The 22,004-nt window shown below is 36.7% G+C and carries 21 protein-coding genes and 1 other RNA gene; 11 read left to right on the top strand and 11 right to left on the bottom strand.

Features of this window, described 5'->3' with window-relative positions; translation table 11 throughout:
- Window positions 1–57: 57 nt before the first annotated feature.
- From rnpB to DCS32_RS13335, 4 genes are all read right to left on the bottom strand, one after another.
- Window positions 58–379: RNase P RNA component class A (gene rnpB, locus DCS32_RS13350), an RNA gene on the bottom strand.
- A 59-nt stretch (window positions 380–438) separates the two neighbouring features.
- Window positions 439–3,018: a phosphoenolpyruvate carboxylase gene (locus DCS32_RS13345; RefSeq protein WP_108878729.1), complete on the bottom strand. Its 2,580-nt coding sequence runs from the start codon at window positions 3,016–3,018 to the stop codon at window positions 439–441.
- A gap of 324 nt (window positions 3,019–3,342) precedes the next feature.
- The gene (locus tag DCS32_RS13340) at window positions 3,343–5,412 is read right to left on the bottom strand and encodes a M16 family metallopeptidase (RefSeq protein ID WP_108878728.1); all 2,070 of its coding nucleotides are present in this window, start codon (window positions 5,410–5,412) and stop codon (window positions 3,343–3,345) included.
- Complete coding sequence (locus DCS32_RS13335) at window positions 5,412–6,731, bottom strand: M16 family metallopeptidase (protein WP_108878727.1); 1,320 nt, start codon at window positions 6,729–6,731, stop codon at window positions 5,412–5,414. Before DCS32_RS13335 ends, DCS32_RS13340 begins: the two co-directional genes overlap by 1 nt.
- Before the next feature lie 238 nt (window positions 6,732–6,969).
- Between DCS32_RS13335 and DCS32_RS13330 the strand changes: the two genes are divergently transcribed.
- The 5 genes from DCS32_RS13330 to DCS32_RS13310 are packed head-to-tail and all read left to right on the top strand — an operon-like array spanning window position 6,970 to window position 10,809.
- A complete protein-coding gene (locus DCS32_RS13330; protein ID WP_108878726.1) occupies window positions 6,970–7,617 on the top strand; it encodes a DUF4159 domain-containing protein in 648 nt (215 codons plus the stop codon).
- A gap of 29 nt (window positions 7,618–7,646) precedes the next feature.
- Window positions 7,647–7,982 (top strand): hypothetical protein, encoded by a 336-nt coding sequence (locus DCS32_RS13325; protein WP_108878725.1) that lies wholly within the window; start codon window positions 7,647–7,649, stop codon window positions 7,980–7,982.
- 29 nt (window positions 7,983–8,011) lie between these two features.
- Window positions 8,012–8,509 (top strand): TrmH family RNA methyltransferase, encoded by a 498-nt coding sequence (locus DCS32_RS13320; protein ID WP_239057526.1) that lies wholly within the window; start codon window positions 8,012–8,014, stop codon window positions 8,507–8,509.
- A 21-nt stretch (window positions 8,510–8,530) separates the two neighbouring features.
- Window positions 8,531–9,628, top strand: coding sequence for an AI-2E family transporter (locus DCS32_RS13315; RefSeq protein ID WP_108878723.1), 1,098 nt, complete (start codon window positions 8,531–8,533; stop codon window positions 9,626–9,628).
- The gene (locus tag DCS32_RS13310; protein ID WP_108878722.1) at window positions 9,628–10,809 is read left to right on the top strand and encodes a class I SAM-dependent methyltransferase; all 1,182 of its coding nucleotides are present in this window, start codon (window positions 9,628–9,630) and stop codon (window positions 10,807–10,809) included. Before DCS32_RS13315 ends, DCS32_RS13310 begins: the two co-directional genes overlap by 1 nt.
- 6 nt (window positions 10,810–10,815) lie before the next feature.
- On the opposite strand, the gene DCS32_RS13305 is transcribed toward DCS32_RS13310, so the two are convergent.
- Window positions 10,816–11,052: a DUF1456 family protein gene (locus DCS32_RS13305; RefSeq protein ID WP_108878721.1), complete on the bottom strand. Its 237-nt coding sequence runs from the start codon at window positions 11,050–11,052 to the stop codon at window positions 10,816–10,818.
- A 250-nt stretch (window positions 11,053–11,302) separates the two neighbouring features.
- Between DCS32_RS13305 and DCS32_RS13300 the strand changes: the two genes are divergently transcribed.
- Both DCS32_RS13300 and rluF read left to right on the top strand, forming a co-directional pair.
- On the top strand, window positions 11,303–11,497 hold the full coding sequence (locus DCS32_RS13300; protein ID WP_013752291.1) for a cold-shock protein: 195 nt from the start codon (window positions 11,303–11,305) through the stop codon (window positions 11,495–11,497).
- A gap of 96 nt (window positions 11,498–11,593) precedes the next feature.
- The gene (gene rluF, locus DCS32_RS13295) at window positions 11,594–12,376 is read left to right on the top strand and encodes a 23S rRNA pseudouridine(2604) synthase RluF (RefSeq protein ID WP_108878720.1); all 783 of its coding nucleotides are present in this window, start codon (window positions 11,594–11,596) and stop codon (window positions 12,374–12,376) included.
- A gap of 99 nt (window positions 12,377–12,475) precedes the next feature.
- Here the strand turns inward: rluF and DCS32_RS13290 are convergent, their stop codons facing one another.
- The 3 genes from DCS32_RS13290 to DCS32_RS13280 form a co-directional block, all read right to left on the bottom strand.
- Window positions 12,476–12,655, bottom strand: coding sequence for a hypothetical protein (locus tag DCS32_RS13290; RefSeq protein ID WP_108878719.1), 180 nt, complete (start codon window positions 12,653–12,655; stop codon window positions 12,476–12,478).
- Window positions 12,656–12,717: 62 nt separating this feature from the next.
- A complete protein-coding gene (locus tag DCS32_RS13285) occupies window positions 12,718–13,401 on the bottom strand; it encodes an SIMPL domain-containing protein (RefSeq protein WP_108878718.1) in 684 nt (227 codons plus the stop codon).
- A 49-nt stretch (window positions 13,402–13,450) separates the two neighbouring features.
- The gene (locus tag DCS32_RS13280) at window positions 13,451–14,083 is read right to left on the bottom strand and encodes a rhomboid family intramembrane serine protease (RefSeq protein ID WP_013752295.1); all 633 of its coding nucleotides are present in this window, start codon (window positions 14,081–14,083) and stop codon (window positions 13,451–13,453) included.
- Between the two features lie 64 nt (window positions 14,084–14,147).
- On the opposite strand from DCS32_RS13280, the gene DCS32_RS13275 reads away from it, so the two are divergent.
- Window positions 14,148–15,059 carry a lysophospholipid acyltransferase family protein gene (locus tag DCS32_RS13275; RefSeq protein WP_108878717.1) on the top strand — a complete coding sequence of 304 codons (912 nt, stop codon included), beginning with the start codon at window positions 14,148–14,150 and terminating at the stop codon, window positions 15,057–15,059.
- Between the two features lie 2 nt (window positions 15,060–15,061).
- On the opposite strand, the gene DCS32_RS13270 is transcribed toward DCS32_RS13275, so the two are convergent.
- The 3 genes from DCS32_RS13270 to glmM form a co-directional block, all read right to left on the bottom strand.
- Window positions 15,062–16,567, bottom strand: a complete 1,506-nt coding sequence (locus DCS32_RS13270; protein ID WP_108878716.1) for an aminotransferase class V-fold PLP-dependent enzyme — start codon at window positions 16,565–16,567, stop codon at window positions 15,062–15,064.
- A 90-nt stretch (window positions 16,568–16,657) separates the two neighbouring features.
- On the bottom strand, window positions 16,658–16,903 hold the full coding sequence (locus DCS32_RS13265) for a hypothetical protein (RefSeq protein WP_162533658.1): 246 nt from the start codon (window positions 16,901–16,903) through the stop codon (window positions 16,658–16,660).
- A gap of 167 nt (window positions 16,904–17,070) precedes the next feature.
- Window positions 17,071–18,459 carry a phosphoglucosamine mutase gene (gene glmM, locus DCS32_RS13260; RefSeq protein ID WP_108878714.1) on the bottom strand — a complete coding sequence of 463 codons (1,389 nt, stop codon included), beginning with the start codon at window positions 18,457–18,459 and terminating at the stop codon, window positions 17,071–17,073.
- Window positions 18,460–18,625: 166 nt separating this feature from the next.
- Between glmM and DCS32_RS13255 the strand changes: the two genes are divergently transcribed.
- The 3 genes from DCS32_RS13255 to DCS32_RS13245 all read left to right on the top strand — a co-directional run bounded on the left by DCS32_RS13255 (window position 18,626) and on the right by DCS32_RS13245 (window position 21,991).
- On the top strand, window positions 18,626–19,210 hold the full coding sequence (locus DCS32_RS13255) for an ACP phosphodiesterase (RefSeq protein ID WP_108878713.1): 585 nt from the start codon (window positions 18,626–18,628) through the stop codon (window positions 19,208–19,210).
- Window positions 19,211–19,243: 33 nt separating this feature from the next.
- A complete protein-coding gene (ggt, locus tag DCS32_RS13250; protein WP_108878712.1) occupies window positions 19,244–20,935 on the top strand; it encodes a gamma-glutamyltransferase in 1,692 nt (563 codons plus the stop codon).
- A gap of 159 nt (window positions 20,936–21,094) precedes the next feature.
- A complete protein-coding gene (locus DCS32_RS13245; RefSeq protein ID WP_108878711.1) occupies window positions 21,095–21,991 on the top strand; it encodes a serine hydrolase in 897 nt (298 codons plus the stop codon).
- The last annotated feature ends 13 nt before the right edge of the window (window positions 21,992–22,004 follow it).

The following is a 22,004-nucleotide window of genomic DNA, read 5'->3' as shown; positions in this document are numbered from 1 at the left end:
ACAAATAAATCCCGCAACTAGCGGGATTTATTTGTTATAAAAAGCTTGTAAAATCTTAAAAAAAGCAGGCCTATAAGCCGGATTCTGTTCACTCTAGATGATTCTAGAGATTCCTTATTATTTATCTGGGATTACCATTACTAGTAACCTCTATCTGCCTACCCTCCCACAACGCGCGGATCGCACTTAACTGTGAGTATACTTGACATTGCACCGCATAGAGTTTACCTGGGTTCGCTACAGCATTACCTGTACATTCTTTCTGTTGCACTTGTCCTCCACTAAAAATAAATTTAGCGTGACGGCCGTTAGCCGCTATGCTATCCTATGGTGTCCGGACTTTCCTATCCATTGCTGGATCAATAAGGCGGCCTGCTGACGCAAAGGTACTCTAACTATTATAAGGGAGCAACGCATTACTCCCTTATGATGTTTTTTTTATGCCGAGTTTCTACTCGCATTAATATTACCAAATAATGATCTCGTCACCATCTGTTCATATACAGCTAGCTTATCAGACTGTTCTCCATATTTTTGCATTTCTTGTATAGCTCTTAAGGCATATTGCTGGATGGTAAGAAGGGGTAATACAATGCGTTCCCTTTCTTGTATGGAAGCTTTTCCAGCTTGCTCATTTTCCATTAACTCCTTAAGTCCTGACACTTCAAGCATTAATCGCTTGCTACGTTCATATTCATCAAATAGAATTTTCCAGAAAGCACCGAACTCCTCGTCATCTGCCATATAAGCCGTTAAGCCAAAGAAAGACTTAGTTAGGCTCATCATACTATTTTCTAGCAACGTACGGAAGAATGAACTGTTCTTATAAAGTTCTTTCACCTCGTCAAGTGTTCCTTTTTCTTCAAAAGAAGCCAGTGCAGTACCTACACCATAAAATCCTGGAACGTTTTGTTTAAGTTGGCTCCAACTTCCCACAAAAGGAATCGCTCTTAAATCTCCAAAATCTAGTGTAGACTTCTGAGAACGCTTACTTGGTCTACTACCAATATTTGTTTTTGCATAATATTTAAGCGTACTCATACGCTCTAGATACGGCAAGAATTTATCGTGCTGTTTAAAAGCTGTATATGCTTCATAACTCTTTTGAGCTAGTGCTTCTAGTGTGGCTCTATCACTATCTGTAATGTCATTATTTGCAGAAGCAAACACTTCATTTGCTACACCACTACTTAATAATTGCTCCAGGTTATATTGACAAGAATCTAAGGTTCCAAAATTTGAACTGATGGTTTGTCCTTGTACTGTAAGTTGTATTTCTTGAGCCTCTATTTTAGAACCCAAGGATGCATAAAATTGATGTGTTTTTCCACCACCACGTGCTGGTGGTCCTCCTCTACCGTCAAAGAAGATTACAGTAACACCGTATTTTCTAGACATGGCAGTCATTGCTTCTTTGGCTTTAAAAATACTCCAGTTGGCCATGAGATAACCTCCATCCTTGGTTCCATCAGAGAAGCCAAGCATGATAGTCTGTCGCATACCACGACGCTTTAAATGCGCACTGTAGGTTGGGTTTGTATATAACGCTTCCATCACTTCTGGCGCAGCAATTAAATCTGGAACGGTCTCAAAAAGCGGAGAAACATCTGCCGTAGGCATGTCCCAATCACATAGTCTTAAGAATGTAAAAGCCTGCATTACATGCAATGCACTTTGTGAATTACTTATAATGTAACGGTTTGAACCTTTTTCTCCATTTTCTTCTTGAATAGTTTTCATTGCATAAATGGAACCTAGTGTTTTTGTGACAACTTCTTCACTAAAACTCTCCGGATCTAAGGAGCCAGAAACATCATTTAAAAATGCAATCTGCGCCTCGTCATCTAGACTCAAGTAGTTCTCTGGAAATATGGCTTTACCATCTATCTGAGCATGTGCTACTATTTCTTCAAATACAATTTTATGGATGCTACTATCTTGTCTTATATCTAGAGAAGCAAAATGCAACCCAAAAAGCTCTACTTTGTGAATTAAGCTATCTATATGGTCTAAGTACAAACTTTGATGTTTATCTCTTACAACATCTCGCACATCTTTAAGTGTAGTAAGAATATGTTTTTGATCAATCTCTGGCTTTCCTTCTACAAAAATGGCTTTATACAATGCAGCCTCTAATGACCCAAGAAGCTCTTCTGTACCTTGAAAAGTTATACGACGACGCAGTTGTCTTAGTTCGCGATAATAATTCCTTAGTACGGTGCTGCGTAATTTACCTGCAACTTTAAGCGTGATTGCTGTAGTAACAAATGGATTACCATCGCGATCTCCACCTGGCCAGAAACCTAGATCTACTAGTGAGTTACTAAAAGCTTCGTCTTGTATTAAGTGCTTATGTAAGTAATCATAAATAGCACCTGCACTATGGTAAAACACATTTTCTAGATACCATATTAAACTTACTGCCTCGTCATAAGGCGTAGGTTTTTCTTTCTTAAAGAAAGGTGTTTTTCCTAATTGAGCAAGTAATGATTTTATGTCTTCTAGACGGTCTTCTCGTATTGCTTCACTAAGATCATTAATAATACCTAGCACCACTCCTGGATAAAATTGCGTAGGGTGAGCAGTAAGTACTGGTCTTATTTTAAAGGTATTTAAGTAAGCGATAAGCTCTTCTTTTTTACCAGTTGCCTCTGCTTCTTCTTTTATGTTACGCAGTGTTCCGCGACCGTCCATATTGTTTACAATACGATATGAAGCATCTTCTATCGCATCAAAAAGTACCACTTGGCGTTCTATATATTGAATAAACTTAAACAGCAAATCCTCCCTTTCCTTTGCCGAAGCATCTCTCATGTATCTTTCAAAAAAGTACTCAATGATTTCTGAAGGATTTTTATTGTCTTCATATCCTGCTTTACAAATAGAATGAAAAAGCGGCAGAAGTACTCCAGTATTTGAAATACCGTCAAAGGGAAGTGTCATAAATATAGCGTTATACACTTCATATTTTGACTTTACGTTTGTATTAAATCTCTCAATTTTTGGTTCTCTAGACATGGGTATTATTTTTATTAAAAGTACATATCACTTTTCACTTACTATATAGGGTTGTTAAATTTCAGAATCTCATAATTACACTTGTTTATGAGTTAACCTCATTAGCAAATAGCCAATTAATTCATCGTAAAATTTATAATTTCTCTTTTTTGATGGGTTATTATTATGCTTTCGCGAAAGCGTAATACCATATACTTCCAGCTTTTTTTGAATATTCTGAGAAGTAAAGTAGCAATAAGGAGTTTATAACAATGTGCAAAGGAAATTAAGAGCATAAAAAAAGGCCAGCAACCGCTGACCTTTTTAAAATTATGTGATTAATGATTACTCAAAATCTGCATCTGAAACTCCTTCATTTACTTTGATCTCTGTAACATTAAACTCTATAGCTTGTGGGCCTAAAGACTGGCTCAATGTAAATGGAAACATGATTCCTCCTACATCTTGGTACTTGCTATAAACGATCGTAGTCTTGAAAGTTTGACCTTGTGCTTCTTGTACAGAAACTTCTTGAAGTTTAAGTCCAGTTTTTGCACTGTAATAAGCCATTTTACCTCCATCAACCTTTACAACATAAGCATCTTCACCATCTACTTTCTCCATGCCTTCTAGAGTAGCTCCACCACTTAACCAGTTTACTTCTGGAAAAGGAGAAGATTCTGCTTTTACTTTTGCAATATCATCACCTTCTAGGTCTTTACGCTGCCCTTGTGCTACCATATAAGCGGTCTCACCATCTAGCACTTGCTTAGAAAGAGAATTACCTCCCATCATGATGTTTTGCACAAATTGCTCTTTAGTTGTCTTTTTAAGCTCAAAATCTAACGTCATACCTTGCACAGTACCTTGCGCTTTTATGTACACAGAGTTTACTGCAGCAATCTTATCCTTTCCACCTATGGCAGCAATGTAAGATTCAAGCACCTTATTTACCGTTAAATCTGCTGGAAGTTCTTTCTTAAATTCTGGCTTTGCAATTGCTTTACCGTACACATCAAAATACTTTACTGGTACAGCTTTACCATTAATAACAACCTTATTAAGATTATCAATCACCTCGCTACCTTTTCCAGTAACTACAATTCTAGCATTATCTCCTTTAAACAATTTACTTGCAGCATTCTTCACGTCTTGTTGAGATACTTTATCAATATTAGAAAGGTAATTTTTGTAGAAATCCTTAGGAAGTCCTTTGCTCTCAATATTGTAAGCATAGTTTGCGATAGTTTGTGGACGCTCTAGCGCTAGTACAAAATTACCAGTATACTTTGCTTTTGCATTTGCAAGCTCTTCGGCAGATACTGGCTCAGATCCCATGCGGTTGATTTCTTTTACAATCTCAACGACAGAGCTATCTGTCACAACGTTACGTACACTTGCTGTAGCGCTAAAACGTGTTACCGTTTTCTCGTTAGATCCTATTCTAGAATAAGAACCGTAAGTATATCCTTTATCTTCACGTAAGTTGTTAAAAAGACGAGCTTCTCCACCACCACCTAAGATGTTGTTTGCAATCAATGCAGGAAAATAATCTGCATCAGTCATTTTTAATTCTACAGTGTTCTGAACAGCAATTTCTGACTGTACAGCGTTATCCATGTTTATGAAGTTAATTTCTGTAGTAGATGCATTTCCTTGCTCTGAGAATGGCGTTTCAGGAATGTTTCCTTTTTTCCAGCTCTTGAAGTTCTTCGTTACAATCTTCTTTACATTATCAAAATCTACATCACCTATTATGATTAAATATCCATTATTAGGTCTGAAGTAATCTGAGTGAAACTTATTTACATCTGCAAGAGTTACATTGTTTACCGTTTCTTCCGTAGTAAATTCCCCGTAAGGATGATCTGCACCATAAGCAAGAACGCTTTGTACACGACCTGCAATTGCACTTACACTCTTCTCATTAGATTTTAAACCTTCTATGAGACGTTCCTTTTCCTTGTCAAATTCTACTTGTGTAAAGTTTGGATTGATACCAGCATCTGCTGTAAGTTCTATAAGACGCTCAAAATATTTTGATAGTCCGCTAGCAAAAGCACTTTGAGAACCAAAACCTATGTTTGCTCCTAAGTAATCTACTTCTTCCTCATAAACATCTTTTTCAATGTTTTTAGAACCTTTACCTAGCATTGACGAAGTAAGGGAAGCAACACCTGCCTTATCTCCTTCTACAATAAGAGGATTATCCATCGTAAGTTGAATAGATACTCTAGGTAATTTTTTATTCTCAACAACCATTACTTTAAGTCCATTCTTGAGCTCAAAAGATGTTGGATCTTTTAGATTAATCTCAGGAGCCGGACCTGGCTTAGGTTGTATGCTTCTGTCTACTTGTGCATAACCAGCAGTTGCTAGCATTAATAGTGCACCTAATATAATATGCTTTTTCATTAATTTTCTTTTTGAGATTCTGGTAAGTACTCTAATATTACACGCTCATTTTCTTTGAGGTACTTTATAGCAGCTGCTTTAATGTCCTCTCTTGTTATTGATCTGTAAATATCAATCTCTGTATTAATAAGATTAGTATCATCATATAACATGTAGTTACGAGCAAGTGAGTTTGCAATACCTTCTACACTACTGTTAGAGTTTACAAAACGGTTTTCAAATTTATTTTGAAGTTTTTGATAATCTCTTTCAGATATTAATGTTGTTTGAAGTTTTACAATTTCCTCATCCATTTCTGTTATTAAATCGTCTAATGAGTTGTCACCTAGTGGTAATGCACCAATTAAGTAAGAACCGTAATCTTCTTGTGCACCACTAAAAGCAAATACTTGTAATGCTTTCTTTTGATCATCTACAAGTTTTTTATAAAGTCTAGAGCTTTTACCGTCACTTAATACAGATGACACCATGTCTAACACATAAGCATCTTTTTCTGTTTGAGCAGGAGTTCTGTAAGCTAAGAATATCGCAGGAATCTGGATATTAGGATCATAAAACTTCTCTCTTACAGGTACCACAGGATCTTCCTTAAATGTGCTACGTGCAATGTCCTTACCTCTTGGGATAGGAGCAAAGTATGTATTAATCATCTCCTTAGTCTCTGCAAGATCAATATCACCCGCTACTACGAGTACCGCATTATTTGGTACATAATAAGTATCGCTAAATTTTTGAAAATCTTCAAGTGTTGCACTAGCAAGGTGATCAAGAGATCCTATGGTTGTCCAGCGGTATGGGTGCTTCTTAAAAAGCATTTTACCTATTACTTCTTGAAAACGTCCATATGGCTGATTGTCCACTCGTAAACGTTTTTCTTCTTGCACTACTTCTTTCTGAGTATCTACGCCTATTTGATTGATGATTGGGTGTAATAAACGCTCAGATTCCATCCATAAACCTAGTTCTAGGTTGTTAGAAGGAAATACTTCGTAATAATACGTTCTGTCTTGTGTCGTGTTTGCGTTGTTTTGTCCTCCATTTGAAGAAACTACTTTAAACCATTCACCACGCTCAATATTTTCTGTACCCTCAAAAAGTAAGTGTTCAAAAAAGTGAGCAAAACCAGTTTTACTTGGATCTTCATCTTTTGCACCTACGTGATACATTACAGATGTTGTTACTACTGGAGCGCCATTATCCTGGTGAAGAATAACGTGCATTCCATTGTCAAGATCATACTCTTCAAAGCTAACCTCTTGAGCATTAAGGGCAACGCCACTTAACAAAAGAGCTGCTAAAGCATACATTTTCTTTTTCATATTAGATTTTAAAGTTATTGTTAGTATGTAAGTCGCAGCAAGATGAAATTGTTACAACTTTACATGAGTAAATTTATATACTCGTTTAATAAAACACAAGTCACTTGTACATATATTCCTACAATTTAGAATGAGAACAACTAATTTGCAGCACTTTAGTATTCTCACGTAACTTTCTTGTTAATTAGGACTTCCATCATTTTGGTATTCACTATTTTTATTTTTTATAAAAAACACTATGAAGCGTAGTAATCTCGCACTGGTTATCATGTTATTTATGTTCGCTTTCGCGAAAGCGCAAGATCTAGCGGTACTCAAATATAAAGGCGGTGGAGACTGGTATAGTAACCCAACAGCCTTACCTAATCTCATTACTTTTTGTAATAAAAACATCAATACTAAGATGAACACTACACCAGTTTCTGTAGATGCTGGTAGCACAGACATTTTTCAATATCCGCTATTGCATATGACCGGACATGGCAACGTTCTATTTACAGATAATGATGTAGAAAACATGCGCAATTACCTTATAAGTGGTGGTTTCTTACACATTGATGACAACTATGGAATGGCAGAGTACTTACCTAAGGAACTTAAAAAAATATTCCCAGAGCAAGAACTTACAGAACTTGCCGCTACTCATCCTATTTTTTCCAGTGCATATAGATTTCCTAAGGGATTACCTAAAATCCATGAGCATGATGGCAAACGACCACAAGCGCTAGGGCTTTTTTATGAAGATAGACTTGTAGTGCTTTTCACTACAGAATCAGACTTAGGTGACGGCTGGGAAGATCCAGAAGTACACGGAGACCCAGAAAGCGTACGCGAGAAAGCACTACAAATGGGTGCTAATATTGTGAAATATGCTTTTGAGAATTAGATTATATTCCTTTTAAAAAATTTAGACCTTTGAAATTATACTATTACTGTAGTTCATGTAAAAAAGAAAATAGCTTTAATACTAAAGCTAGCAATCGTTTTGAATTACAAGAAGAACGCGGCAATCATATAAATGACAGATGTAATCATTGTGGAACCCAAGTTAAAAGAAGAGTTAATCGAGTTCACGCAAAACCCGATATAAAAATAATTTCAGTAGGTTTATTGTTAGGTATTATATCGACTATATTCTTATGGAATCTTGGCTGGATAGCAACCCTAACATTTAGTATTCCTATTCTTGCATTTTCATATGCTAATCAACAAGCGAGTAATTTTAATAAAGTAATGGTGGACGACAAATAGTTCGGCTACAAACTCTAATTCCCTATACTGTGCAACTCGCCCATAATCATCATAAACCATCTATTCACAATAAAGAAATTATTCTCGTCTGTGAGCATATGACAAGCCCTGCAAATGCTGGAAGTATTTTTAGGCTAGCAGATGCCTTTGGTGTTAAAGAAATTATTTTCTGCGGAAATCAACCGGATACAGGAAGTAGCCGTTTACGTAAAACAGCTAGAAACACAGAAAAAACAATACCTTTTCGCGCAAGCGATACTATAAAAAATACATTACAAGAACTACACGACCTTTCCTATACTAGTGTTGCCTTAGAGATCACATCAAATAGTAAACCGATAAGCACGATAGATTTTTCTAGACTAGATAAAGTTGCTCTTATAATAGGCGCAGAAAGCATCGGCATTACGGACGAAACACTGGAGCAATGCAATAATGTAGCGCATATTGCGATGTATGGTATTAATAGTAGTATGAATGTAGCGCAAGCTACGGGTATTGCGCTTTATGAACTTACAAGATCATAATTATAGTATCTTGCACCCTTAATGAAACCACTCAAAGCAAAAATAATAAGCATAGGTATACTACGAGCAATAGGCGTCGTGGTAGGCGTTCTCATGATTTTATGGCTGCTTTATACCATTCAAAGTGTTATCGTTTATCTTGCCGTAGCTGCGGTGTTGTCACTAGTAGGAAGACCTATTGTGAAATTTTTACGCTACTCGCTTAAATTTAGCCCTACTTGGGCATCTGTAGTAACCATTCTCCTACTCATCATGATTATTATGGGAGTGCTTGCCTTGTTTATACCAGTGGTGATTGATCAGAGTCAGCATCTTAGTCAGATTAATTTTGATGATGTCAAGGTGAATATCAACAGGCTATACGGAGAGATTGCTGCCTATTTTGGCATCAATAAAATGACTATCATACAAGGTGTACAACAAGCCGACTTTGTAAAGAATTTTGATTTTGGGATTATTCCAACATTTTTAAATAGTATTATAGGAAATCTAGGAGCTGCAGGCATAGGAATTTTCGCCATTATTTTCATCACTTTTTTCTTCTTAAAAGACAATAGACTTTTAGTAAACAGCTTGTTAGTATTTGCTAGAAGAGGTAATGAAGGTAAATTTCTTCGTGTTTTTGAAAAAATTAAATACTTGCTATCTCGATATTTCATTGGTCTCATCATTCAGGTGTTTACCATGTTTGTACTTTATGCGATTATCTTACTTTCCTTTGGAGTAGATAATGCACTTGCGATTGCATTATTTTGTGCGGTATTAAACCTAGTTCCTTATATCGGTCCGCTTGTGGGTGGAGGTGTCATGCTATTACTTGTGACCTCTAGTAATATCAACATGGATTTTAGAACGGTGATATTACCTAAGCTGTTTTGGATTTTTATATGCTATGGAGCTGCACAAATGGTTGATAATTTTATCATCCAGCCATTTGTTTTTGGAAATAGTGTAAAATCACATCCCCTAGAGATATTTCTTGCTATTATTATTGCAGGATTACTATTTGGAGTTTTCGGGATGATTCTTGCCGTACCTGTATATACTGCACTTAAAGTGATTTCTAAGGAATTTTTAAGTGAGTATAAAATTGTTCAAAAACTTACACAAGATCTGTAATGAACACCATGCTTTTAGAGCCTGAAGTGCTTGATTATTTGAAGCTTCATGAGCACACTCCGCTACATTCTTTTATTCTTAAAGGAAGCCCGTTTAAGGAAATAAGCGTTCAAGAATTGGCGCAACAGCTAGAAGGCAAACGCAAAGCAAAGGGTAAATTACCCTTGTGGTATGAAACAGGTGGGATTTTATTTCCACCTAAACTCAATCTAGAGCAAACCTCTTCACAAGCTACAGCTCGCTATAAAGCGAGCCTTATGGAAGGTAACCATATTGTGGATGGAACTGGAGGTTTTGGTATCGATGCTTTTTACTTTGCGCAAATAGCAAAGCATGTTACACACATTGAGATGAATAGCGAACTTTCCGCTTTCGCGAAAAATAATGCGCAAACACTACAGCAATCTAATATTGATTTTATAATAGGTGACTCCATAGATTTCTTTTCTAATACTGAGCAGAAGTTCGATACCATCTTCTTAGACCCAGGAAGACGAACAGACGCCAAAGGGAAAGTATTTATGCTCAAAGATTGCTTACCTAATGTTCCTCTATATAAAAATCTATTGCTTTCTAAGTGTGATAGCTTGTGGATTAAAACGGCGCCATTATTAGATATATCTGCAGGACTAGAAGAACTACAGCATGTTGCCGAAATACATATCGTTTCACTTAAAAATGAGGTTAAAGAATTACTATGGAAACTCTCATCTAAGAAAATGAGTATTCCTAAAGTTACCGTTGTTAACTTAGGTACTGAAGATCCTATACTTACATTTGATTATACTGCTATTTTTGAATTTACACCCACGTATGCAGCGCCTCAAGAATATTTATATGAGCCCAATGCCGCACTTATGAAAAGCGGAGCTTTTCATTGGGTTTGTGATCATTTTCAAGTAGATAAACTACATGAGCACTCACATCTCTACACATCAGCAGAGCTAAAAGAATTTGCTGGAAGACGCTTTGAAATACTTGAGGTACTACCCTACTCAAAGAAAGTAGCAAAAGAGTTGCAAATCAATAAGGCAAATATCACCACCCGTAATTTCCCTATGAAAGTAGAGGATATACGTAAAAAACTTAAAATTAAGGATGGAGGCGACGTTTACTTATTTTTTACAACGCTTCAGGATGGAACACTTGTGGTCATAAAATGTAACAAAGTCAACTTGTAGTATTACCTACTTCTTAGGAGGCATTGGTCCACGTTTGTGTATCACAAGACCATTTAAGAAATTTCGTAAAAACTGATCTCCACATTCCATATACTTTGGATGGTCCGGTTTTCTAAAGATAGCTCCTAGTTCGCTCTTAGATACTTGAAATTCTACAAGCTTACAGATTTCAATGATTTCATCATCGCGCAATTGAAGTGCTACTCGTAATTTTTTAAAGATATCGTTGTTTGTAAGAGCCATACTTGTCTGTTTTAAGCGCAAGTTACGAGATTAGACAGACAATCTTTATGATATAAGAGAACTAAATTAGTTAAATAGCAATTTATAGCACCCAATTTTTTACTGATCAAATGCCTATATAATGGGGATTACAAGGGTTTTAGCTTTCGCGAAAGCGTATAAAAAACTATTTTAAAACTATTAACTGCAATTAATTGTTTCTGTATTAAATAACTGTAAATTTGCAACTTAACATATTTAAATTATTACAATGCACAAAGGAACAGTAAAATTCTTCAACGACACTAAAGGTTTTGGATTTATCAATGAAGAAGAAGCAAACCAAGAGCACTTCGTACACGTAACAGGACTTATCGACGAGGTAAGAGAAGGTGACGCTGTTGAGTTTGAATTAAAAGAAGGTAAAAAAGGATTAAATGCAGTAAACGTCAGAGTAATTGACTAAGCACATATAACTTTTTAGTTCACTTTTATGAACTTGCAATGCCAGTCTTACGACTGGCATTTTTTTTGTCCAATTATATAGTATTTTTGTAGCTCTATGGAAGAAAGAAAACAAACCCGCATAAATAAATATCTAAGTGAAGTAGGCTACTGCTCCCGCCGTGCTGCCGATAAATTGATTGAGCAAGGAAGAGTAACCATAAATGGTAGAATTCCAGAGATGGGAACAAAGATCTCGCAAGGAGACGAGGTTCATGTAAATGGCGAACTCATCTCTACTCCTACAGAAAAGCCTGTTTATATCGCCTTTAACAAGCCTGTAGGCATCGTTTGCACAACAGATACACGTGTAGAAAAGGATAATATCATTGATTTCATAAACTACCCTAGTCGTATATTTCCAATAGGAAGACTAGATAAACCTTCTGAAGGTTTGATATTTTTAACCAACGATGGGGATATTGTAAATAAAATTTTGCGCGCTCGTAACAATCACGAGAAAGAATACGAAGTATGGGTAGATAGGCCTATCACACCTTCTTTTATTCAACAAATGGGGAATGGCGTGCCCATACTTGATACCGTAACACGCACTTGTCACGTAGAACAGTTAAGTAGATTTTCTTTTAAAATCATTCTTACACAAGGACTCAACAGACAGATACGTCGTATGTGTGAAGCACTTGACTATGAGGTTACACGTTTAAAGCGTAACAGGATTATGAATGTCTCACTAGACGTGGAGGAAGGAAAATGGCGCTATATTACAGAAGATGAAATGAAAGAAATCTATGTACTTGTAGCAGACTCCGAAAAAACACAAGCAGAAAAAGATGCCGAACCAAAATTTAAAGATTTAAGAAGCTCTAGAAATAGATAATATTTTAGTTACGCTTTCGCGAAAGCGTTATCTTAAGACCACGCAAATAAAAAAGGCAAAGAATTAAAATTCTTTGCCTTTTTCTATAAAAGTCTTTTACTATTGTTCTTTCTTAGCTCGTAATATCGCCTCATCATTAGCCTCTTTCTTAGCTAAATCTGATTCCTCCCGATGCACTCCATTTCCTATGGATATAGGGTTAGGATTATCTCTAACGATGCGTGCTTCTATTTCTTTTTCTCGCTCTGACTTGACTTTGTTTTCTTCTAACTTTTTCATATCCTAAAGATACTGAGCTACCCTAGATGATATGGTTAACACGTCGTTAAGAATAGTTAAGCTTAGTTTAATTTAAAGCTCACCGCTATTTTAGTTATGATCATAAGCTCACCAGGTGCAATAGTTTCTCCTCCTGCATTATCCATTTCCATAGACATCATTCTTGCTTTATACATAGGTGGCTGTGGTGAAGAAGTACCTTGCTCACTTATTTGTACTGCCTTACCTATAGTCTGCCCAAGCGCTTCTGCATATGCTGTTGCTTTATCTTTTGCATCCTTTATTGCTTCTATGCGAGCGTCTGCCTTTAAAGCATCCATCTTAGACGAAGTAAATTGCACATTATCTATACGGTTAATACCAGAATTAAGAAGTCCAGTCATTACACCCTCATACATTTTTATATCCTTGAGCTGTATTGTGAGCGTTTGGTTTGCATTATAATTATACGTCTTACTGTTGTAATCATAATTTTTATTAAGATTAATATATTCGGTTTGCACATACTTACTGTCTATTCCTTGAGAACGTAAAAACTTAATCACCTTGTCTATAGACTGATCGTTTTCTGCCTTTACTTGTTGCGCTTCCTTGCCTTGAGTTTCTACACGAACTTTTATAGATACGCCATCTGGAATTACTTTTACAATTCCTTCTCCTGTGACATTTACAAGTGGCTCCATAGTATTAGTTTGTGCAGTTAGACTCATTACCGTAAATAATAATATTGCTGTTAGATATTTCATATTTGTATGTTTTAGACCATTAAGATAACAAAGTTGATACCATAGTTTCTTAAATCTTTCCCATTTTAAACAAGACAAAGAAAACAAGTATAGGTGCTGCAAGTGCTAGCACAATAGGTAATCGAACTTCTAGGAGTTCTGGAACCGAAATAAGAGCAATTGCATAACCCGCAATAGCTCCACCAAAATGGGCATCATGCCCTATATTATCGTTACGCTTTACCATACCATAAATGGAATAAATCATATACCCTACTCCGAACACCCAACCTGGCAAAAAGTAAATTTCTAATCCTGGGTTGAGAAGAATACCAGCATACACTACACCCATTACTGCTCCACTAGCACCTACTGCAGAGTAATGATACTCATCTTTGTGTAAAAAATATGAAAGAATATTTCCTAAGAGCAAACTAGATAGATACACGAGTAAAAACTTAGGTACACCTATGGTATAGATTACAGCATTTGCAAAGAAATATAACGTGAGCATATTAAATAATAAGTGCTGCGTGTTTGCATGTAAAAAGGCAGAAGATACCATACGTACTTGCTCCCCTCTACGTATAGCGCCTATATTAAATTTATATTTTTCAAACATCGAGTAGTTGTTAAAACCACTCATAGAGAATAAAACATTTGCTAAGATAATTGCAATTGTAACTGGATGTAAATCCGCCATAAATACTAAGTTTTACTTGTAAAGATAGTTATATTTGTGCTATCAATTTCTTAACAAAATCTGAATGAAAGCTATTGTTTTCTGGTTGTTTTATCCGCTATTATGGCTCATCTCCATACTCCCTTTTAAAGGGCTTTACCTGCTCTCAGATTTCTGTTATTTCATTATTTATAAAGTTATAGGCTATCGTAAAAAAGTAGTGAGATATAACCTAAAGACTACCTTCCCAGAAAAATCTAAAGAAGAACTCCATATTATAGAACGTAAATTTTATAGTCATCTATGTGATATGTTTCTAGAGATGATAAAATCTATGAATATAAAAAAGGAGGACCTTCTTGAACGTTACCAATTTTCTAACAAGGAACTCATCACAAAATATGATAAGGAAGGACAAAGCTCACTCCTTATGATGGGACACTACGCAAGTTATGAGTGGATATTTGCACTACAACTATCTATGGAAAATCCGGGTTATGGAGTATATAAAAAGATAAAACACAAACAGTTTGATAACCTCATACGCAAGATACGTAGTAGATGGAACACCTATCTTATAGACTCTAAGGATACAATGCGCTTTATAAGAAGAAATGAGAGTGAGAATAAAACAGGCTGTTATGGCTTTGTGGCAGATCAATCGCCTAGATTTCACCGCGCCCGCTACTGGACACAATTTTTAGGTCACGAGTTGCCTTTCTTTACAGGGGTAGAACGTATTGCAAAAGAGTTTAAACTACCCGTATTTTACTACGGTACAGAAAAGATAAAACGTGGCTACTACAAAGGATCTTTCCAACTCATTACACCAGATGGTTCTCAAACAGAAGATGGCGAGATTATGACAAATTATGCCGCCGCTCTTGAAGCTCAAATACGTAAAAATCCAGAGTATTACCTCTGGACTCATAAACGTTTTAAGCTCTTAGGCAAAAAGGAAGAAGTCCTTTCTGAAATAAATAAGTCTAAGAAATAGCATTAAAATTCAAACCAAGAGTCTATAGCAGTACTACGACTCAAAGAGGTAGCCTTATCGTCTTTATGTAAGTACTCGTTTGAGTATGGTTGGTAATGATAATCTTGAGACCATTCTCTGTGGTTTAATGCAAGTTCTTTAATAGCATTGCAAGCATATAAAACCTCCTCGTTAGTAAGTGTAGGATGTATAGACATTCTAATCCAGCCTGGTTTGTGAATTAAATTACCAGCGTCGATCTCGCAGGTAAGTGAATTAGATGTTTTTTGATCTACGTCGAGTAAATAATGACCGTAAGTACCTGCACAACTGCATCCACCTCGAGTTTGCACTCCAAAACGATCATTAAGCATTTTTACCGCAAGGTTAAAGTGTAAATCATTTATGTAAAATGAAATCACCCCTAGCCTATCTTTATGATTGCTAGCAAGAATATTAATATCTGGCACTTCATTTAATTCTTTCCAGATAATATCTATGAGCTCGTGCTCACGGCTCACAATATTACTAACGCCCATTTCTTCTTTAAGTTTTATAGACAGAGCTGTACGTATGGTTTGTAAAAACCCTGGTGTACCGCCATCTTCACGCTCTTCTATATTATCTATATACTTGTGCTCTCCCCAAGGATTTGTCCAAGAAACGGTACCTCCGCCTGGATTATCTGGCACCACATTTTTATATAATCCTTTATTAAAAATCAATACACCTGAAGATCCTGGACCTCCTAAAAACTTGTGTGGAGAAAAGAAAATCGCATCTAGGCGTTCTTCGGGATTTGCTGGATGCATATCTATATTCACATAAGGAGCACTGCAAGCAAAATCTACAAAACACAATCCGCCGTGTGCGTGCATTAATCTTGCTACATCATGATACGGAGTTTGGATACCTGTTACATTGCTACACGCTGTTATAGAAGCAATTTTAAACGGATGATTCTCATATTTAAGAAGTTCGTTTTCAAACATCTCTATACAGAAAAGCCCATCCTCCTTAGCAGGAACTACTACAACCTTTGCTGTAGTTTCTAGCCAAGTTGTTTGATTACTATGATGCTCCATATGAGAGATAAAAACAATAGGTTTTATCTCCTCTGGTACGGTTACAAACTTTTTTATATTCTCAGGAACTTTTAACCCAAGTATGCGTTGGAATTTATTGATCATTCCCGTCATACCATTACCACCTACAATGAGTACATCATTCTCATCTGCATTTACGTGCTCTTTTATGATGTGCTTGGCTTTATGATAACTCATGGTCATTGCAGTACCTGAGACAGTAGTCTCGGTATGTGTATTTGCCACATAGGGACCAAAATCACGTGTCATTTTATTTTCTATAGGACCATACAGTCTCCCAGAAGCTGTCCAATCTGTATATAGTAATCGCTGGGTGCCGTAAGGTGAGTTAAAGTATTGATCAACACCTACAATGTTTTCGCGAAAGCGTGTAAAGTAATTCTCTAGTTTACCGCTAGACTTAATAGGATTTAATGTTTTCATAATCAAAACTTTAGGATGTAAATTTATTAAAAAAGTCTACAAAAAAGGAGCGCCGTGGCGCTCCTTTTTAAAATTGTATAAACATAAATTTTAATCTCTTACAACAAATTCATAAGTTCCAACTTTTAATGAGTCGACAATTTTTCGTCTTATATCATATACGATGATCTTTGATCCACGAGATGTTTTTTGAATAAGAGACGAACCTCTTCCATCAATTTTATTACCTTTTACAAGAATTGATGGAAGCTTATCTACTCGTAGTTTAAAATCTAGTACTTCGTTTTCAGATTCCTCAGTATCTATTCTAAATTTTGACAAGTCCTCCTTACTCATAAGCTTAATGGCTTGTCTACCTCCTTTTTCATTAGAAAGGTTGTTTTGTGAAAAGACATTGATAGAACCGAGTAAAAAAACAAGAGAAAATATTATGCGATAATTAATCATTATAATGTGGATTTAAAAAAACAAAATTGATTTTATGATTTTACTACCGTCAATGATTATATGCCAGCTACCTCCTTAATCGTAGCAATCATATCATTTGCGATTTGATCTGCGTTTTCTTGTGTGCTTGCTTCTGTATAAATACGGATAATAGGCTCAGTATTTGATTTACGTAGGTGTACCCAGTGGTTTTCAAAATCTACTTTTACACCGTCTACCGTTGATACATCTTCATTAGCATATTTGGCAGCCATCTTTTCTAATAATACATCTACATCAAGTTCTGGCGTGAGTTGAATCTTTTGCTTACTCATAAAATATGGAGGATAACTAGCTTTTAGTTCGCTCACGGTAATTTTAAGCTTTGCAAGGTGCGTTAAAAATAATGCAGTTCCCACCAGGCTATCACGACCATAATGCGAAGCTGGATAGATGATTCCACCATTTCCTTCTCCGCCTATTACAGCATGTTGGTCTTTCATAGTTTGCACTACGTTTACCTCTCCTACAGCGCTTGCAAAATATTCTCCGCCATGTTTTCTTGTAATATCACGTAATGCACGTGATGATGATAAGTTTGAAACCGTATTTCCTTTAGTCTCTCCTAGAACGTAATCTGCACAAGCAACTAGCGTGTACTCTTCTCCAAACATTTCACCCTTCTCATCTATAAAAGCAAGACGATCTACATCTGGATCTACTACAACACCAAAATCTGCACGCTCATCTACTACCATATTACAGATATCACCTAGGTGTTCTTTTAGTGGCTCAGGATTGTGTGGGAATTCACCATTAGGCGTACAATATAATTTTACTGCCTCCACTCCTAGTTCTTCTAGAAGTCTTGGTATTGCGATACCTCCCGTAGAGTTTACACCATCTACCACCACTTTAAATTTTGCGGCTTTAATAGCGTCAACATCTACAAGTTCAAGCGCCTTTACTTCTTCAATATGTAAATCAATGTAAGCATCGTTCTTTGTGATAGCACCTAGATCATCTACTTCGGCAAAAGAAAAGTCTTCATTTTCTGCATACTTAAGGATCTTCTCTCCTTCTATTCCGTTTAAGAATTCTCCTTTGCTATTTAATAACTTTAGCGCATTCCATTGTTTTGGGTTGTGAGAAGCTGTGAGTATGATTCCGCCGTCTGCATGTTCCATTGGTACTGCAATTTCTACCGTAGGTGTGGTAGAGAGTCCTAAATCTATAATGTGAATCCCCATTCCTATTAAGGTATTCATCACGAGTTCCTGTATCATAGATCCAGAGATACGAGCATCACGCCCTACTACTACTCTGTAGGTTTCTTTGTTACGGTCATTTTTAAGCCACGCACCGTATGCTGCAGCAAATTTTACAGCATCTACTGGTGTTAAGTTATCTCCTGTGCGTCCTCCTATGGTTCCGCGTATTCCTGAAATGGATTTTATTAGTGTCATATGTAAATTTTGAGTACGCTTTCGCGAAAGCGTAATTAATCTTTGTTTTTTGATTGTTAAACAAAAGTACTAAAACACATACGTACTAGCCTAACAAGAATACATTGCTTCACAATGCCTGATAAATTCTTTGAACAGGTGAATTTTTCCTATTAACTTCACCACTATGAATTTTCTCGCACACATTTACCTTACTGACGGCTTACCTATGGAAACTATAGGCAACTTTATGGCAGATGGTATAAAAGGTAAAAAGTACCTCAAGTATAGTGATGATATACAGCGAGGTATACTCGTGCATCGCTGGATAGATAGCTACACAGATAGTCACCCTATTGTAAAGCAGAGTACAAAACGCCTGCACGCAAAGTATGGTCACTACTCTGGTGTGATAGTAGATATTATTTATGATCACTTTCTTGCCAAAAACTGGCAACAATACCACAGCGCACCACTTGATATCTATGTAGGTGACTTTTACAAACTATTACAAGACCATCACCACCTGCTTACGAGCCGTATTCAGAAAATGATGATCCCTATGATAGAGCAAAACTGGCTACTTAGCTATGCTACTATGGAAGGTATAGGCACAGTACTCTATAATATGAATATACGCACAAAACGTCGCGTGGCGATGGATAGAGCCATAGAAGACCTAGCCGAACATTATGAAGCCTTTGAAGATGAGTTCACACGCTTCTTTAAAGAATTACAAGCCTTTGTTGCATTAAAACTAGAAGAACTTTAAGTTTAATATATTTACGTTAGAAAATTCAACTACATGAAAAAACTACTATTACTCCTCTCTCCTATCTTATTTATAACGTGCAAGACAGAAACACCTGCTCCTGAGCCCGTGTATGGATTAATTACACAAAAAGCTATGGTAGTTTCTGCTCGTGAAGAAGCCTCACGCATAGGATCAGAAATTATGGAGCAAGGCGGTAATGTTTTTGACGCAATGATTGCAACAGATATGGCGCTTAACGTGGCTTATCCTTTTGCAGGAAGTCTGGGTGGTGGTGGTTTTCTAGTATATCGCACTAAGGATGGAGAGATAGGCGCCCTTGATTATAGAGAGATGGCTCCCGCAGCCGCCACGCACGATATGTACCTTGATGAAGATGGTAATGTAATCCCTAACTTAAGCACAGAAGGAAGTCTTGCTGTAGGCGTTCCTGGAGGTCTTGCTGGAATGTTTGCCGTACATGAGAAATTTGGCTCTTTACCTATGTCCCAGATTTTACAACCGGTAATAGATCTTGCCCGCAATGGTTATGTGGTTACAGAAAATCAAGCAAAACGATTTGACGCGTTGCGCGAGAAATTTATTGAGCTCAATGGAGATAGTATTTTATATGCAAATGCTTTCGCGAAAATGTCTACCCTCAAAAATGAATCGCTAGCAAAAACACTAGAGCGTATTGTCGAAAATGGTAAAGATGAATTTTACAAAGGAGAGACTGGACAGAAGTTAGTGAACTACCTACAATCAAAAGGCGGAATTATAACAATGGAAGATCTTGCTGCTTACGAAGCAAAATGGCGCACTCCAGTAACTTTTGAATATGATAACCTAAAGATTATTTCCATGAGCCCTCCTAGTTCTGGTGGTGTTTGCTTATCTGAAATCATGCAGATGATTGAACCTTATGATATCTCACAATATGGACATAATACAGTAGAAAGCATCCAGCTACTTACCGAAGCTGAGCGACGTGCCTATGCAGATCGTAGCTTTTATCTAGGTGATCCCGACTTTGTAGAAATTCCGCTAAAAACATTACTCTCTGACGAGTATGCAAAAAACAGAATGGATACTTTTTCTTGGGATACCGCCACAAAGTCAAGCGATATGAGCCACGGGAAGTTACCAGGCTATGAAAGTATGGAAACTACACACTACAGTGCGATAGATCAGTACGGTAATGCAATCGCTGTGACAACAACGCTTAACGGTGCTTACGGATCAAAATTATATGTAGACGAGATAGGTTTCTTTTTAAATAATGAAATGGACGATTTTTCTAGCAAACCTGGAGTACCTAACATGTTTGGCCTCATAGGTGCCGAAGCTAATAAGATTGCACCAGGTAAGCGTATGCTATCAAGTATGACTCCTACCCTAGTAGAAAAGGATGGGGAGTTCTGGATGACCGTAGGAACTCCTGGAGGTTCTACGATTATCACATCTGTACTGCAAACGATACTTAACGTCCATGAATACGGCATGACTATGCAAGAAGCGGTTAATGCTCCACGCTTCCACCACCAGTGGCTACCAGATGTTGTATTGTTTGAACCAAATAGTTTTGATGCTGAAACTATAAAAGGATTACAAGAAAAAGGATATAATACTAATGAAGAGCAATCTCCAGTTATTGGAAAAGTGGACGGTATTTTAGTGCTTCCTGACGGCACCTTAGAAGGTGGAGCAGATAGACGTGGAGATGATACTGCGGTAGGGTTTTAAAAAGCTTCACGAGCACAACACTTAATTTTATAATAACTTTAAGAATACAGTAAATACTATAGTTGATTATAAAACGTTTTTATCGTTTTAACAGTAAAGGTTACTATCTTTGGCAGCCTTTTTGTATACTATAAGAAACCTTTAAAAAAACATATATTTATGAAATACATTGCGCTTTTTATGTGCTCCTTCCTTGCCTCAATGATGACGGCACAAAATCTTCCACTAGCGGTTAATGATGTCGCTCCATTAGAGACACACTCTAGTCCTATTCTTCAAGAGCTACTTTCTCAAGAAATAGCAAAGAATCCTAAATGGAAGAGCATGGTCAAAGCAAATAAAATGTCTATAGGTATTGTAGATATGAGTAATGTAGATAGAATAGAATATGCAGGATTAAACGATGAGTTTATGATGTATGCAGCGAGTCTACCCAAAATTGCAATTTTACTTGCAGCTATGGACGCTATAGAAAATGGCGAACTCAAAGATTCTAAGGAAGTACGCAAGGATATGCACCTCATGATTAGTAAATCAAATAATGCTGCATCTACACGTATGATTGACCGTGTAGGTTATGAAAAAATAGAACAAGTTTTACGTAGCGATCAGCTTAAACTTTATGATGAAGAAGTAGGTGGTGGTTTATGGGTAGGCAAAAGATATGCTGCTGGCGGAAGACGCCACCCAGAACCTATGAAAGGTCTTAGTCATGCTGCTACTGCAAGACAGGTATGTAGTTTTTATTACCAACTTGCAATGGGAAATCTTATTAACCCAGCACGATCTTTAGAAATGCTTAAAATCATGAAAGATCCTGCATTACACCACAAATTTGTAAATACCCTTGATAAAATTGCTCCAAAAGCTGATATCTATAGAAAGTCAGGATCATGGAAAAACTGGCACTCAGATTCTGTGCTTGTTTGGGGACCAGATCGTAAGTATATTTTGGTAGCTTTGATAGATGATTCTCAAGGAGAGCAGATTGTTAGAGATTTAGTAATTCCTTTAGAAAAAGCAATGAAAAAATCACGAGCTTTAGCATTCAACTAGAGCATCTCGCAAT

The organism is Dokdonia sp. Dokd-P16 (assembly GCF_003095655.1).
Lineage (GTDB): Bacteria > Bacteroidota > Bacteroidia > Flavobacteriales > Flavobacteriaceae > Dokdonia.
Note: the sequence above shows the minus strand (reverse complement) of the source record. Positions and strands in the feature narration are given on the sequence as shown.